This is a genomic window from Aeromicrobium sp. WCS2018Hpa-31 (assembly GCF_031843905.1).
Taxonomy (GTDB): domain Bacteria; phylum Actinomycetota; class Actinomycetes; order Propionibacteriales; family Nocardioidaceae; genus Aeromicrobium.
Map to the genome: position 1 here is coordinate 277,871 of NZ_JAVTJF010000001.1, position 14,013 is coordinate 291,883.

General features: G+C 71.6%; 18 protein-coding genes. 13 read left to right on the forward strand and 5 right to left on the reverse strand.

The window, feature by feature from the left end; translation table 11 throughout:
• Nucleotides 1-153: 153 nt before the first annotated feature.
• From RQG84_RS01320 to RQG84_RS01365, 10 genes are all read left to right on the forward strand, one after another.
• A complete protein-coding gene (locus tag RQG84_RS01320) occupies nt 154-1,404 on the forward strand; it encodes an ATPase, T2SS/T4P/T4SS family (RefSeq protein WP_311208516.1) in 1,251 nt (416 codons plus the stop codon).
• A complete protein-coding gene (locus RQG84_RS01325) occupies nt 1,392-2,243 on the forward strand; it encodes a type II secretion system F family protein (RefSeq protein ID WP_311208517.1) in 852 nt (283 codons plus the stop codon). The genes RQG84_RS01320 and RQG84_RS01325 overlap by 13 nt, the downstream gene beginning before the upstream one ends.
• Complete coding sequence (locus RQG84_RS01330) at nt 2,240-3,148, forward strand: type II secretion system F family protein (protein WP_311208518.1); 909 nt, start codon at nt 2,240-2,242, stop codon at nt 3,146-3,148. Before RQG84_RS01325 ends, RQG84_RS01330 begins: the two co-directional genes overlap by 4 nt.
• A 9-nt stretch (nt 3,149-3,157) precedes the next feature.
• Nucleotides 3,158-3,340 carry a hypothetical protein gene (locus tag RQG84_RS01335; RefSeq protein WP_055968831.1) on the forward strand — a complete coding sequence of 61 codons (183 nt, stop codon included), beginning with the start codon at nt 3,158-3,160 and terminating at the stop codon, nt 3,338-3,340.
• 100 nt (nt 3,341-3,440) lie between these two features.
• Nucleotides 3,441-3,602 carry a DUF5302 domain-containing protein gene (locus RQG84_RS01340; protein WP_311208519.1) on the forward strand — a complete coding sequence of 54 codons (162 nt, stop codon included), beginning with the start codon at nt 3,441-3,443 and terminating at the stop codon, nt 3,600-3,602.
• Complete coding sequence (locus RQG84_RS01345; protein WP_311208613.1) at nt 3,599-4,000, forward strand: pilus assembly protein; 402 nt, start codon at nt 3,599-3,601, stop codon at nt 3,998-4,000. Before RQG84_RS01340 ends, RQG84_RS01345 begins: the two co-directional genes overlap by 4 nt.
• On the forward strand, nt 3,997-4,419 hold the full coding sequence (locus tag RQG84_RS01350; RefSeq protein ID WP_311208520.1) for a hypothetical protein: 423 nt from the start codon (nt 3,997-3,999) through the stop codon (nt 4,417-4,419). Before RQG84_RS01345 ends, RQG84_RS01350 begins: the two co-directional genes overlap by 4 nt.
• A 32-nt stretch (nt 4,420-4,451) precedes the next feature.
• Nucleotides 4,452-4,826: a pilus assembly protein TadG-related protein gene (locus RQG84_RS01355; protein WP_311208521.1), complete on the forward strand. Its 375-nt coding sequence runs from the start codon at nt 4,452-4,454 to the stop codon at nt 4,824-4,826.
• Between the two features lie 129 nt (nt 4,827-4,955).
• Nucleotides 4,956-5,882: a class A beta-lactamase gene (gene bla / locus RQG84_RS01360; RefSeq protein WP_311208522.1), complete on the forward strand. Its 927-nt coding sequence runs from the start codon at nt 4,956-4,958 to the stop codon at nt 5,880-5,882.
• Between the two features lie 105 nt (nt 5,883-5,987).
• Nucleotides 5,988-6,575, forward strand: a complete 588-nt coding sequence (locus RQG84_RS01365; RefSeq protein WP_311208523.1) for a hypothetical protein — start codon at nt 5,988-5,990, stop codon at nt 6,573-6,575.
• A gap of 81 nt (nt 6,576-6,656) precedes the next feature.
• Here the strand turns inward: RQG84_RS01365 and RQG84_RS01370 are convergent, their stop codons facing one another.
• Together RQG84_RS01370 and RQG84_RS01375 are read right to left on the reverse strand one after the other, a co-directional pair.
• Entirely contained in the window at nt 6,657-7,175 is a 519-nt protein-coding gene (locus tag RQG84_RS01370; RefSeq protein ID WP_311208524.1) for a hypothetical protein, read from the reverse strand.
• Between the two features lie 54 nt (nt 7,176-7,229).
• On the reverse strand, nt 7,230-7,640 hold the full coding sequence (locus RQG84_RS01375; RefSeq protein WP_311208525.1) for an HIT family protein: 411 nt from the start codon (nt 7,638-7,640) through the stop codon (nt 7,230-7,232).
• A gap of 37 nt (nt 7,641-7,677) precedes the next feature.
• On the opposite strand from RQG84_RS01375, the gene prfB reads away from it, so the two are divergent.
• Entirely contained in the window at nt 7,678-8,790 is a 1,113-nt protein-coding gene (prfB, locus tag RQG84_RS01380) for a peptide chain release factor 2 (RefSeq protein WP_056580690.1), read from the forward strand.
• Nucleotides 8,791-8,794: 4 nt separating this feature from the next.
• Here the strand turns inward: prfB and RQG84_RS01385 are convergent, their stop codons facing one another.
• From RQG84_RS01385 to RQG84_RS01395, 3 genes are read right to left on the reverse strand one after another with little or no spacing between them, the layout of a single operon-like run.
• A complete protein-coding gene (locus RQG84_RS01385) occupies nt 8,795-10,891 on the reverse strand; it encodes an iron ABC transporter permease (RefSeq protein WP_311208526.1) in 2,097 nt (698 codons plus the stop codon).
• A gap of 35 nt (nt 10,892-10,926) precedes the next feature.
• Nucleotides 10,927-11,916, reverse strand: coding sequence for an iron-siderophore ABC transporter substrate-binding protein (locus tag RQG84_RS01390; protein ID WP_311208527.1), 990 nt, complete (start codon nt 11,914-11,916; stop codon nt 10,927-10,929).
• Entirely contained in the window at nt 11,913-12,746 is an 834-nt protein-coding gene (locus tag RQG84_RS01395) for an ABC transporter ATP-binding protein (protein ID WP_311208528.1), read from the reverse strand. Before RQG84_RS01395 ends, RQG84_RS01390 begins: the two co-directional genes overlap by 4 nt.
• Before the next feature lie 115 nt (nt 12,747-12,861).
• On the opposite strand from RQG84_RS01395, the gene RQG84_RS01400 reads away from it, so the two are divergent.
• Both RQG84_RS01400 and RQG84_RS01405 read left to right on the forward strand, forming a co-directional pair.
• Nucleotides 12,862-13,248 (forward strand): hypothetical protein, encoded by a 387-nt coding sequence (locus RQG84_RS01400; RefSeq protein WP_311208529.1) that lies wholly within the window; start codon nt 12,862-12,864, stop codon nt 13,246-13,248.
• Nucleotides 13,245-14,003 carry an NAD(P)H-binding protein gene (locus tag RQG84_RS01405; RefSeq protein ID WP_311208530.1) on the forward strand — a complete coding sequence of 253 codons (759 nt, stop codon included), beginning with the start codon at nt 13,245-13,247 and terminating at the stop codon, nt 14,001-14,003. The genes RQG84_RS01400 and RQG84_RS01405 overlap by 4 nt, the downstream gene beginning before the upstream one ends.
• Nucleotides 14,004-14,013 lie beyond the last annotated feature (10 nt).

Here is a 14,013-nt window from a genome sequence, read left to right on the forward strand (position 1 = left end):
TCGCACCTGATCCCGTGGAGCGGGGTGCGTGACCGGCGCCTGCCGACGCGAGTCCGGACGTCCGTCCACACCCTGCGTACGAGGGCCTTCACGGATGGGGCCTTCTTTGGGAGACTCTCCTGCACTGCAGGGCTTTTCGGGGGAAGGGTCGAGGTGGATCCAGTTCAGACGACGCTCGCGGACGAGGTCCGCGAGCAGGTGCGCCGCCGTCGCATCGATCCCCAGGTCGAGGCCGACGCGGTGCGTCAGCTCGCGATCGACGTGGTGGCCGAGCACGAGAAGCGGTCACTGACGGGTGCGGTGCGCTCCCTCGACGAACCCGACCGGATCGTGGGCGGCATCGTCGCCGACGTGGCCGGGTTCGGGCCGCTGCAGCCGTTCCTCGACGACCCGACGGTCGAGGAGGTGTGGATCAACGAGCCGGACCGGGTGTTCGTCGCGCGTGACGGCAAGCACGAGCTGACGTCGGTGATCCTCACGGCTGCGCAGGTGCGCGAGCTGGTCGAGCGGATGCTGTCGTCGTCCGGCCGCAGGCTCGACGTGTCGCAGCCGTTCGTCGACGCGATGCTGCCCGGAGGTCACCGCCTGCACGTGGTCCTGGAGGGCATCTCGCGCGGGTTCAGTGCGGTCAACATCCGCAAGTTCGTCGCGCGGGCCCACTCGCTGGACGACCTCGTGACCCTCGGGACCATCGACGCCACGGCCGCACGGTTCCTGCGAGCAAGCGTCGTGGCGGGGTTGAACGTCGTGGTGTCCGGGGGGACGCAGGCGGGGAAGACGACCCTCCTGAACTGCCTGGCAGCCGCGATCCCCGGGTCGCAACGTCTGCTGACGGTCGAGGAGGTCTTCGAGCTCCAGTGCGGACGCCACCCCGACTGGGTCGCGCTCCAGTCGCGCCAGGCCGGCCTCGAGGGGACCGGCGAGGTGGACCTGCGGATGCTGGTCAAGGAGGCGCTTCGCATGCGCCCGAGTCGCATCGTGGTGGGCGAGGTCCGCTCCGCCGAGTGTCTCGACATGCTGCTCGCCCTCAATGCCGGTCTCCCGGGGATGGCCAGCGTGCACGCGAGCTCGGCCCGCCAGGCGCTCACCAAGCTCTGCACGCTCCCGCTGCTCGCCGGAGCGAACATCACGAGCGACTTCGTGGTGCCGACCGTCGCGACCTCCGTCGACCTCGTCGTCCACACCTCCATCGACCACGCGGGCAGGCGAGCCGTGCAGGAGGTCGCAGCGGTCACCGGGAGGGTCGAGAACGGTCTCATCGAGACCGAGACGGTCTTCAAGCGCGAAGGAGGCACGCTGAGGCGCGGCCACGGCCGACCGGCTCGGCGCGACGCATTCGAACGCGTCGGCATCGATCTCGACGACGTCCTGGTGCCCGAGGAGGACTCCGGATGGGCGCGCTGATCGGACTGGTCCTGGGGCTGGGCCTCGTGCTCGTGCTGTGGGCGCTGGCTGACCCGCACCCGCGACGTCGGGGTCGGTCGACCCGCTCGCTGCGCGAGCTGCTCGACGCCGCCGGGCTCTCCGAGGTGACGCCGGCGGGCCTGTTCGGGCTGTGCGGCGGGTCCTTCCTCGTGGCCGGTCTCGTGATGACCGTCGTGTCGCGGGTCCTGGTCGTCGGTCTCGTCTTCGGGGCGCTGGCGGCGCTGCTCCCCGTCGCGACGTTGCGGGGGCGTGCGCGTCGGCGCGCACGGGAGCACGCCGACCTGTGGCCCGACGCCGTCGACAACCTCGCCTCCGCGGTGCGCGCCGGACTCTCGCTCCCCGAGGCCGTGGTGCAGCTGGGGGAGCGGGGTCCGGAGGGACTGCGGGAGCCCTTCGTGCGGTTCGGGCGCGACTACCAGTCCACCGGGCGGTTCGACGCGGCCCTCGACCGCCTGAAGGTGCGCCTCGCCGACCCGACCGGCGATCGCGTGGTCGAGGCGCTGCGACTCGCGCGCGACGTCGGCGGAGGAGACCTGGGGCGCATGCTTCGCGCCCTCTCCGGTTTCCTGCGCGAGGAGGCCCGGACCCGCGGTGAGCTCGAGGCGCGCCAGTCCTGGACCGTGAACGCCGCACGGCTGGCCGTCGGTGCTCCGTGGGTGGTCCTCGCGGCGCTCAGCCTGCAGCCAGACGTGGTCGCCAGGTACGCCACCACCACCGGGGCCGTGGTCCTGACCGTGGGCGCGGTCGTGTGCGTGGTCGCCTTCCGGCTGATGCTGTGGATCGGTCGGCTTCCGCAGGAGCGGCGGGTCCTCGCGTGAGCCCCGTCGTCGGAGCGGTCCTCGGTGCCGTCCTCGCCAGCGGTCTGCTCCTGGTGCTCACGTCCTGGCGGCGCGTCCGGCACCCCACCCCGATGATGCGGATCGACCCCTACCTCGGCGACGTCCTGCCGACGTCGGCCCGCTCGACCAGCACCGTCGGTGCCGTCTACGGGCCGCTCCTGCGCTCGGTCGGTGACGTGGTCGGCCGGGTGACCGGTGGAGCCTCGAGCGTCGAACGACGACTGACCCGACTCGGGTCGCCCTACGGCGTCGAGGAGCTCCGCATCCAGCAGCTCGTCTGGGGTGCTCTCGGGTTCGGTGTGGCGTCGGTGATCTCCACGGTCGTGTGGACCACCTACGGCGGGTCGCCCCTGGTCCTGATGGTCGTGTGCGTCACCGGCTTCGTCGCAGGCGTCCTCGGGCGGGACACCTATCTCTCGTCGCAGGTCAAGCGTCATGAGGTCCGGCTGGCCGAGGAGTTCCCCGTCGTGGCCGACCTCCTCGCCCTGGCGGTCGCTGCGGGGGAGAGTCCGGTGGCCGGGCTGGAACGGGTGCTCCAGGTCCTGCGGGGTGGTCTGGCCGACGAGCTCGGCACCGTCCTGGCCGACGTACGGACCGGGCGGACCGTTCCCGCGGCGTTCGACGCCCTCGCGGCCCGGACGGGCGTCGCGAGCATCGCCCGGTTCGCCGAGGGGCTCGCCGTCGCGGTCGACCGCGGCACCCCGCTCGTCGACGTGCTGCACGCCCAGGCTGCCGACGTGCGCGAGACCGCCCGTCGCGACCTGATGGAGGCCGGCGGCCGCAAGGAGATCCTGATGATGGTCCCCGTCGTCTTCCTCGTGCTGCCGGTCACCGTCGTCTTCGCCTTCTACCCGGGCCTCGTCGGCCTCCGCCTCTCCAGCTGAAGGAGCGTCATGTCACGACTGAACAGAAGAGTCCTCGAACGACTGCAGCACCCCCCGCACGACGAACGGGGTGACGTGCCCGGGTGGGTCATGATCACGGTCATGTCCGCCGGTCTCGTCGCGCTCCTGGCGGCGATCGCCGGCCCGGAGCTGAGCTCGATGCTCAGGGACGCGCTCGACTCGGTGCGCTGAGGTCCGGTGCGGATCACGTCTCTCGCGAGAGTCAGCGCTCGCATGCTGCCACCGTTCGGGGTCCCGTGGGGGTACGGTGGCCGGAACCCAAGGAGGCACCGTGGCGAACGACGACCTGAAGGCCAAGATGCGCGAGGCCCTCGACAAGAAGGCCAACAAGCACCACGCGTCGGCCGAGACCGCCGAGCACGACGGCAGCGAGAAGTCGCACGGTGCCGACAAGCCGATCGCCCAGCCGGAGTTCCGCCGCAAGAGCGTCTGACCCGCCGCCGCGAGCGTCGAGCACACCAGGAGCGCGGGTCGGCCGTCGTCGACTACGTGCTCGTCGTGGTGGTGCTCGTCCCGCTCGTGCTCGGCATCATGCAGCTGGGCCTCGTGCTGCACGTGCGCAACACCCTGACCGCCGCCGCGTCCGACGGCGCACGAGCCGGTGCCCCGCTCGGCGCCTCGAGCGGCGAGGCGGTGGCGCGGACTCGCCGGATGATCTCGGGCAGCCTGTCCGAGCGGTTCGCGAGGTCGGTGACGGCATCGCAGACGTCGGTGGACGGCGCGCCGGCGCTCGTCGTGCGGGTTCGTGCCGAGGTGCCGGCGCTGGGGGTCCTCGGGCCGAGCGTCTCCCTCGACGTCCGCGGCCGCGCGCTCCTGCAGGAGGAGCCGTGAGGTGCGAGCGCGGCTCGGCCCCGGTGGAGTTCGTCTGGCTGACGGTGCTCCTGCTCGTGCCGTTCGTGTACACGATGATCGCGGTCTTCGACGCCCAGCGCGCCGCCTACGGGGTCTCGTCGGCCAGCAAGGCCGCGGCGCGTGCCTACGTGCAGGCGCCCGACACCGCCACGGCCGCGGAACGGGCGCGCAGGGCCGCAGCGGTGGCGCTCTCCGATCAACGGGTCGACGCCGACGTGGTGGTCACCTGCCTCCCGACGCCGGACGCGTGCCTGCAGCCCGGGTCCTCGGTGCGGGTGTCGGTGCGCACCGTCCAGCCGCTGCCGCTCACCCCGTCGGCGCTGGGGGAGCGGATCGGCGGCATCGCCGTCGACTCCGACCACACCGAGCCGTTCGGCTCGTTCCGGGAGGGCCGATGACGCGCCGGGTGGTTCGCGGCGAGCGGGGGAGCGTGACGGTCATGACGATCGGCTTCCTGGTGGTGATCGGGTTGCTCCTCGTGGTCGTGGTGAACGCCTCGTCGGCGTACCTGCAGCGTCAGGAGCTAGCCCACCTGACCGACGGGGCTGCGCTGGCCGCGGCCGACGGTCTCGACGAGGGCGCCTTCTACGCCGACCGGACGATCGAGCTCGATCCCGCCGCGTCGCGACAGCTGGTGGCCGGCTATCTCGCGGGCGAGGACGTCGCCGGTGTCGACGTCGCGGTCCGGGGTGACATGGTGAGCGTCCGTCTCGAGCGTGACGTCGAGCTGCCCTTCACCCCGCCCGGCTGGCCCGACCGCACCCGCGTCTCGGCGGAGGCGTCGTCGCAGCTGCGCCGGCCGTAGAGCAGTGGTCCGTCCCGGGCCCGTCTTGGACACTTCCGGGTCGTACCGGCCGGCCTGACCGCCCCTCAACTGTCCGAAACGGATGTGGGTCACGGAGGGGCGTTCGGGACGATCTGGTCGAATAGGGGCATGCGTCGTCTGCTGCTGCCCGTGATCGCCGCCGCTCTCGTGCTCGCCGGGTGCACCGGCGGGGACGACACCCCGGACGGCGGCGAGGAGCCGACGGCCACCGCATCGCCCACCTTCTCGGCCGACTTCGCCGACCTGGAGGAGGAGTACGACGCGCGCCTCGGCGTCTACGCCATCGACACCGGCACCGGACAGGTCGTCGAGCACCGGGCCGACGAGCGGTTCGCGTACGCGTCGACCATCAAGGCGCTCGCCGTCGGGGCACTGCTGCACGAGAAGCCGCGCTCCGTGCTGGACCAGACGGTCGAGCTGGGCGAGGAGGACCTCGTCGAGAACTCGCCCGAGCTCGAGAAGGCCGTCGAGGAGGGTGAGACCGACCTGACGGTCCGTGAGCTCGCCGACGCCGCCGTGCGGTACAGCGACAACACCGCCGGCAACCTGCTGTTCGACCTGCTCGGAGGACCCGAGGAGCTGCAGGGCGTGCTGCGCGAGATCGGCGACGAGACGACGATCGTGTCGCGCATCGAGCCCGAGCTGAACGAGGCCGTCCCCGGCGACGACCGCGACACCACCACGCCCGAGGCGCTCGCCACCACCCTGCGCGCGTTCACGCTGCTCCCGGCCGACGGCGACGCCGTGAACAACGGCTACGCGCGCGCCATGCTCACCGACCTGATGGTCCGCAACACCACCGGCGACGACCTCATCCGCTCGGGCGTCCCCGACAACTGGGAGGTCGCCGACAAGACCGGGGCCGCCGCCTACGGCACCCGCAACGACATCGCCGTGCTGCGCCGCGCCGACGGCGACCCGATCGTGCTCGTCATCATGTCGTCGAAGACCGAGCAGGACGCCGAGTACGACGACGACCTCATCGCCGACGCCACCCGCGTGGCCGTCGCCGGGTTCGACCCCGAGGCCGACTGAGCGACCGCGGAACCCCGAGGGCCTTCGCAGCGAATTCGCAGCACCCGCTCGTAGCGTCGACGACGAGAGCCGGGACAGGCCCGGCGAGATCCCTCGGGGGGATTCATGAACCGCATCAGCAGGAAGCTCGCCCTCACCGTCGCCGGAGCCGCACTCGTCGCCCCGCTCGCCGGGACGTCGGTCGCCGGTGCCTCGCTCGCGCCGACCCAGGGCGAGACGAGCGGCAGCAACGTCACCGCCGTCAGCGACGACACCGTCCAGACCCAGGCCACGATCAGCGGCGCCACGGTCATCACGCGCGCCAAGAGGTGGCTGACGGCCAACAACGGCAAGCCCGTCCCGTACAGCCAGGTCTCGAACTGGAAGGACGGCTACCGCCAGGACTGCTCCGGCTTCGTGAGCATGGCCTACGCGTACGGCAAGCCCGGCCTCAACACGGTCGGTCTGGCCGACTCCAGCGTCAGCACGAGGTTCACCAGCAAGAACAACCTCAGGAAGGGCGACACGATCATCGACCCCAACGGCACGAGCACCTCGCGCCACGTGGTCCTGTTCGAGAAGTGGGCCAACTCGGCCAAGACCCAGTACTGGGCCGTCGAGCAGCGCGGCACCTACGGCACCACCTACCGCAAGCTGTCGTACGGCATCGGCTCGGACCAGTACGACTTCTACCGCCAGAAGAAGCTGTCCTGACCCAGCCAGCAGCACGACGGCGCCCCACCCTCACCGGGTGGGGCGCCGTCTCCGTTCGAGCAGGTCGTGGGCGGCTCCGGGTCAGCAGCCGCCGCAGGTGTGGAAGGTGACGTCCCAGTGGCTGCCCTCCTGGGCGTACTCGTTGCCGGATCCCGACCGGTAGAGCCGCGCTCCGTCGCTGCGGGTGCCGACGTACGTGAACGTGTTCGTCACGTACGACGTCAGGCAGCTGGAGAGGCTGAAGTCCAGCTTGTAGCCGTTCGCGTGGCTGTAGGTGCCGCCCGCGTGACCGGTCTCGGTTCCACCCGTGATGTTGAGTGCACAGCCACTGGCGGACTTCAACGTGCGGGCGCCGTCCACGCTGGTCTGGCGCAGCCCGTCGAACGACGTGCACGTGGGGTTGGTCCGGTCGGTGCATCCGCCCGACGACGACCACGTGATGCCGGTCGCTCTGAACGCCGACTCGGCCTGGGCCTGCGTCACCGCCGAGGCCGACGTGGAGAGGCCGACCACGGCGCCGAGACCGAGCATCGTGCCGGTCAGGAGCACCGCGAGGCGGCGGAGGACGGACGGTCTGGTGCTGTTCCCCGATGTGTTCATGCCCTCCATGCCAACCCGAGGAACCGGCATGGCGCAACCCTCTCCGGGTGACGCTCAGGCGACCAGAACCTGACGCAGCCGCTCGGCGTAGGCCGCCGCCTCGCCTTCCTCGTACTTCGTGCGGGGCCAGAAGAAGCCGCGCAGGCCGTCGCCCTTGGTGCGGGGGACCACGTGCACGTGCAGGTGGGGAACGCTCTGCGACACCACGTTGTTCATCGCCACGAACGTGCCCTGCGCGCCCAGGGCCGACGTCATCGCCGCAGCAGTGCGACGGGCCGCGGAGAACAGCGGCACCGTGAGCTCGTCCGGGAGCTCGAGCAACGTGTCCACGTGCGTGCGCGGCACGAGCAGCGTGTGGCCCTTGAAGACGGGGCGCACGTCGAGGAAGCCCAGCACGTGCTCGTCCTCGAGCACCACGTGGGCCGGCTCGTCACCGGCGACGATCGCGCAGAACAGGCACGCCATGGTCTCGATCCCACCACAGGGCCGGTAACCTCGACAGGTGGCCACCGACTTCGCAGAGCAGATCAAGGAGCTCAGTGCGACCCTGACCTCCATCGAGAAGGTCCTCGACCTCGACGCGATGCAGACCGAGATCGACGAGCTGCAGGAGGAGGTCGGCGCACCCGACCTCTGGGACGACCAGGCGAACGCCCAGCGCGTCACCGGTCGCCTCTCCGTGCTGCAGTCGCAGATGGAGCGCATCGTCGAGCTGCGCAGCCGTCTCGACGACCTCGAGGTGCTGGTCGAGCTCTCCCAGGAGGAGGGTGACGCCGACTCCCTCGCCGAGGCCGAGACCGAGCTGACCCGCCTGCGTGCCCTCGTGGAGTCGCTCGAGGTCCGCACGCTGCTGTCGGGCGAGTACGACGAGCGCGAGGCCCTGGTGACCATCCGCTCCGGCGCGGGTGGCGTCGACGCCGCCGACTTCGCCCTCATGCTCCAGCGCATGTACGTGCGCTGGGCCGAGCGGCACGACTACCCCGTCCAGATCTACGACACCTCCTACGCGGAGGAGGCGGGCATCAAGTCGACGACCTTCGCGATCAAGGCGCCCTACGCCTACGGCACGCTGTCGGTCGAGTCCGGCACCCACCGGCTCGTGCGCATCTCGCCCTTCGACAACCAGGGCCGACGCCAGACCTCGTTCGCGGCCATCGAGGTCGTGCCCGTGCTGGAGCAGACCGACGAGATCGACATCCCCGACGAGGAGATCCGCGTCGACGTGTACCGCTCGTCCGGGCCCGGCGGCCAGTCGGTCAACACCACCGACTCGGCGGTCCGCCTCACCCACATCCCCACCGGCGTGGTGGTCAGCTGCCAGAACGAGAAGAGCCAGCTGCAGAACAAGGCCAGCGCCATGGTGATCCTCAAGGCCAAGCTGCTCGCGCTCAAGAAGGCCGAGGAGCGTGCCCACCTCGACGAGCTGCGCGGCGACGTGCAGGCCTCCTGGGGCGACCAGATGCGCAACTACGTGCTGAACCCGTACCAGATGGTCAAGGACCTGCGCACCGAGCACGAGACCGGCAACACCCAGTCGGTGCTCGACGGCGAGATCGACGACTTCATCGAGGCCGGCATCCGCTGGCGCAAGAACCAGGAGACGGCGAACGCCTGACGTCCTAGGTGCGCCGTGACCGGTGCAGCAGGTACAGGAAGTACGGCGTGCCGATGGCCGCGGTCAGCAGGCTGGCCGACAGCTGTGTCGGCGCCACGACCGTGCGGCCGAGCAGGTCCGACAGGCTCAGCACGATCGCACCCAGCAAGGCAGCCACCGGGATCACGAGACGGTGACGCCGCCCCACCAGCGCGCGTGCGGCGTGCGGCGCCACGAGCCCCACGAAGCCCACGACGCCGATGACCGAGACCGCCGCCGCCGTGAGCAGCGTGCCGCTTCCGAGCAGCAGCAGGCGCGAACGGGCGGGGTCCACGCCGACCACGCGCGGTGTGTCCTCGTCGACCGACAGCAGGTCGAGACGACGTGACGCCGCGAAGGCGATCGGCAGCAGGACGAGGCACGCGACCACGAGCGGCGTCAGGTGCTCGTAGGCGCGACCGTAGGTCGACCCCGACAGCCAGGTGAGTGCCTTGGCCGCGTTGAACGGGTCGGTGGCCACGATCAGCACGGTCACGGTGGCCGTGGCGCCGTAGGCCACGCCCACGCCCAGCAGCACGAGCCGGTCGGTGGCGAAGCCGCTGCGCGCGGCGAGGCCGAACACGAGCGTCGCGGCCAGCAGCGCCCCGGCCGTGCTGGCCCCGGAGATCGCCCAGAAGCTCGCGGTCGGCACCGCGGTGACCACGACGACGGCCCCGACCGACGCGCCTCCGGACACGCCGAGCAGGGTCGGGTCCGCGAGGGGGTTGCGCGTCACGCCCTGGATCAGTGCGCCTGACACGGCCAGGGCGACCCCGGCGAGCACGGCCGCGACGATCCGCGGCGCCCGGGCGTCCATGACGCTCGACGTGATCGGGCCACCGCGGCCGGCGAGCCAGTTGAGCAGGTCGCCGACCAGGAACATCCGGTCGCCCACCAGCATCGACGCGCCCGCGACGGCCGCCAGCAGGACCACCAGCACGCCGATCAGCAGGCCGGGGCGACGCACCCCCAGTCCGCGCACGTCGAGCGCGTTGCCCGCCTCGTCCAGCCGTGATGCGCGCAGTCGCATCGCGAAGCCGACCAGCACCACCGCGCCGAGGATCGTGGTGGCCACCCCGGTCGGCACCTGCACCGCCCGTTGGGAGCCCATGACCGCCCGCACGGTCACGTCGGCGAGCAGCACCACCGCCACGCCGGCCAGGCCCGACAGCGGCACGAGCGCACGGTGACGGTGCAGGCCCTTGACCCGCGACGTGCCCAGTCGGACAAGGGCGGGGGCGACGAGACCGATGAAGCCGATGGGCCCGGCCACGGTCACGGAGACCGCCGACAGCAGGACGGCCAGGACGATCACCGTCAGCTGGGTCCGGCGCACCGGCACGCCCAGCGACCGGGCCTCGTCGTCGCCGAGGGTGAGCAGGTCGAGGCGTCGCGCGTGCAGCAGCGTCACGACCACGACCACGACCATGAGCGGGGCCATCAGGCGCAGCGTGCCGAAGCCGTTCTGGCTGAGCGTCCCCGCCTGCCACGCCTGCAGGCCGATGGCGCCCTGCGGGTCGAGGATGATCAGCATCGTCGAGATCGCCATGAACCCCAGCGAGATCACGGTGCCCGCGAGCACCAACCGGACGGTGCCGTACTCGGTGCCCGCCAGCGCGAAGACGACGAGAGCCGCGAGCAGGCCGCCGCCGAACGCGAGCACGAGGTCACCGGCGATCACCGACGGCACGCCGACCGTCGCGCCGACGGTGACGGCGAGGAACGCTCCGGAGTTCACCGCGAGCGTGTCGGGGGAGGCCAGCATGTTGCGCGCCACCGACTGCATCACGGCGCCGGCCACGCCGAGGGACAGGCCCACGACCACGCCCGCGGCCAGGCGCGGCAGGCGGGACTCGACGACGACCGCGGTCGCCTGTCCCGACCCGGTCCCGGTGAGCCAGCCCCACAGCTCAGGTGCGCCGACGTCGGCGGTGCCCTGCACCACGTGCACCGCCGACACCGCGGCGATGGCGATCAGCAGCCCGAGGGCCACGACCGCGACCCGCCACACCGACATGGGCGCGCCGACCGGCGTCGGGGAGGTGTGCTCCTCGACGTCGGGGCGCTCGGCCGTGAGGGTCATGCGGTCGTGGCCTCGGGGTCCAGGTCGTCAGTCGCTCAGGAGACCTGGTCCGCGACGGCGTCCAGGAACTGGATCATCGACTTCGGACCACCGAACATCCAGATCTTGTCGGGGAACCGCACCACGTCGCCGCTCTCCACGAACGGCAGCGACGTCCAGACGGTGTTGTCCTTCAGCGTGTCCGCGTACGGGTCGGTCTCGGCGTCGTTGGCGATGTACCAGTACTGCGTGTCGTCGGGCAGCTTGGTCAGGCCCTCCACGTCGGTCTGGGCCAGACCGTAGGCAGGGTCGGGCTCGAGGCCGTCGATGGCGTCCCACGCGTTCTCGAAGCCGAGCTCGTCCAGGATCGTGCCGAGCTGCGACGTGGCCGTGTAGGGCCGGACGGAGACGGCGTCGCCGGTGTCGTAGGCGTCGCTGAACGCCACCGTGGCGCCGGCGGCGTCGGAGTCGGCGACGGCCTTCTTGGTGTCGGCCAGCTTCTCGTCGAACTCGGCCTTCAGGTCCTTCGCCTCGTCCTCGGTGCCGGTGGCCTTGGCCACCAGGTCGAGGTTGGCGAACATCTGGTCGATCTGCTCGCCGGCCTTGCCGCCGGGCAGGACGATCACGGGGATGGTCTTCTCGATCTGCTCCACGGCGTCGCCGGCGAGGGTGTCGGTGACGACGAGCGCGTCGAGGTCGAGCGAGGCCAGCGTGTCCAGGCTCGGCTCGCCACGCGTGCCGAGGTCGGTCACGTCGTCGCCGAGCTCCACCGCGCTGTCCCAGGTGGCGAAGCCCTTGACGTCGGACACGCCGACCGGCTGGACGCCGAGCGACACGAGGTACTCGGCCGCGTTCCACTCCGTGGCGGCCACGCGGGTGGCGGGTCCGTCGAGGGTGATCTCCTTGCCGCGCGAGTCGGTGAGGGTGATCTTCTCCCCGCTGGACTCCGAGGAGCCGTCGGAGGCGTCCTCGGTGGTGCCGCAGGCGGCGAGCACGGTGGCGAGCAGGGCGGTGGCTGCCACGAGCGGCAGGCGGATGGGCGTCACGGGTTCTCCTGAAGGGGGGTCGGACGGGTGTGGTGACGGGCCACGGCGCGGGTGCGGACGTGGCCGGTGGAGGGGTCGACGTGGACGTCGACCTGGATGCCGTAGGCGGCGCTCAGCCGCGCCGAGGTGAGGACGTCGGCCGGAGGACCGGCCGCGTCCACGCGGCCGTCGACGAGCAGAACGACGTCGTCGGCGATCGCGGCGGCCTGGTCGAGGTCGTGCAGGACGATGCCGATCGCGATGTCGTGGTGGTCGGCGAGGTCGCGGACCGTGTCGAGCAGCTCCACCTGGTAGCGCAGGTCCAGGAACGTGGTGGGCTCGTCGAGCAGGAGCACGGCCGTGTCCTGGGCCAGGCAGCTGGCCAGCCAGACGCGCTGCAGCTGCCCGCCCGACAGGGTGTCGACGGGGCGGTCGGCCAGCTCGGTGACGCCGCACATCCCCATCACGCGGTCGACGACGACGGCGCCGTCGGGGTCGCCACCGCCCCAGCGGCCGCGGTGCGGGTGACGGCCGTACTCCACGACCTCGCGGACCGACACGCCGCCGGGCACGCTCCGCGACTGCGAGAGCAGGGTGAGCCGCGTGGCCAGGTCGCGCCCGGCCAGGTCACCCACGGCGGTGCCGTCGCCCAGCTCCACCCGACCGGACTCCGGCTCGTGCAGGTGGGCCAGCGACCGCAGCAGGGTCGACTTGCCCGAGCCGTTCGGTCCGATCAGCGCCGTGACCCGGCCCGCGTGCAGCGCGACGTCGACGTCGTGGACGACCGTCGCGCGGCGGTAGCCGGCCACGATGCCGGTGCCGCGGAGCTGCAGGGTCGAGGGGTGGAGCACGCGACAAAGGTAAGGCATACCTATGCCTGCGGGGACGTCGGGCCCGACCTCACACCTGGGCGGGCTGTGTCGTCGTAGAGGTGTGAACACGAGGACACGACGATCGATCCTGCTGGTGACCGCGGTCATCGGGCTCTACGTCGGGCTGTGGGCGGCCGCTGCGCCGCGCTCCTTCTACGACACGTTCCCAGGCCTCGGCTCGGTGTGGGTCGCGGTGGACGGCCCCTACAACGAGCACCTGGTCCGCGACGTCGGCACGCTCTACGTCGGCATGGCCGTCGCGAGCGTGGTGGCCGCCGCGAGCCACCGAGCCGACGGTGGTCGCGTGATCGGCGTGGCGTGGCTCGTGTTCTCGATCCCGCACCTGACCTACCACCTGGCGCACCTGGACGGCTTCACCGTCCGGGACGTCGTCGGCCAGGTCGTCGCACTGAGCGCCACCGTGGTGCTCGCCGCACCCTTGGTCGTGCCCGCGCGGCCGACAGGAAGGAAGGCACCATGAAGATCGCCGTCGCCGGAGGAACCGGCATGGTCGGGAGGCACGTCGTCGACGTCGCGCGCGAACGGGGACACGAGGTCGTGGTCCTGGCTCGCGCGACGGGGGTCGACCTGACCACGGGTGACGGACTCGAGTCCGCGCTCGCCGGCGTCGACGCCGTGGTCGACGTGACCTCGACCGCCACCCAGGACGCACACGAGTCGCGCGCCTTCTTCGACGCCGTGACCCGGAACCTCCTCGCAGCAGGGGAGCGCGCGGGCGTGGCGCACCACGTGATGCTCGGCATCGTGGGCAGCGACCGGGCCGCAGGCGGCTACTACGTCGGCAAGGTTCACCAGGAGCAGCTCGTCGAGTCCGGTGCCGTGCGCTGGACGATCCTGCGCGCGACCCAGTTCCACGAGTTCGCCCAGCAGCTGCACGGGCAGGTCACCGTCGGACCCCTGGTGCTCGTCCCGGTCATGCGCAGCGAGCCCGTCGCGGCTCGCGAGGTGGCCGAGCGTCTCGTCACCCTCGCCGCCGGCGAGCCGGTCGGACGGGCCACCGACCTGGGCGGCCCCGACGTCCGCCGCATGGTCGACATGGTGCGGGCGTACGCGCGACGGGCCGGTGACCGCCGGCCCGTCCTCGCCCTGCCGCTGCCCGGTCCGCTCGGTCGTGGCATGCGCAACGGTTCGCTGCTCACGCGCGACGGCGCCGACCACGGCACGACCAGCTTCGAGACCTGGCTGTCGAGCATCACTCCGGACGCCGTCCGATGACCAGCGATGA

Bases quoted from the DNA above. Each gene is read 5' to 3' on its own strand.
- bla (WP_311208522.1), top strand. From the start codon at position 4,956: ATGCGTCGTCTGCTGCTGCCCGTGATCGCCGCCGCTCTCGTGCTCGCC.
- RQG84_RS01335 (WP_055968831.1), top strand. From the start codon at position 3,158: ATGTCACGACTGAACAGAAGAGTCCTCGAACGACTGCAGCACCCCCCG.
- RQG84_RS01365 (WP_311208523.1), top strand. From the start codon at position 5,988: ATGAACCGCATCAGCAGGAAGCTCGCCCTCACCGTCGCCGGAGCCGCA.
- RQG84_RS01405 (WP_311208530.1), top strand. From the start codon at position 13,245: ATGAAGATCGCCGTCGCCGGAGGAACCGGCATGGTCGGGAGGCACGTC.
- RQG84_RS01375 (WP_311208525.1), bottom strand. From the start codon at position 7,640: ATGGCGTGCCTGTTCTGCGCGATCGTCGCCGGTGACGAGCCGGCCCAC.
- RQG84_RS01385 (WP_311208526.1), bottom strand. From the start codon at position 10,891: ATGACCCTCACGGCCGAGCGCCCCGACGTCGAGGAGCACACCTCCCCG.
- RQG84_RS01370 (WP_311208524.1), bottom strand. From the start codon at position 7,175: ATGAACACATCGGGGAACAGCACCAGACCGTCCGTCCTCCGCCGCCTC.
- RQG84_RS01325 (WP_311208517.1), top strand. From the start codon at position 1,392: ATGGGCGCGCTGATCGGACTGGTCCTGGGGCTGGGCCTCGTGCTCGTG.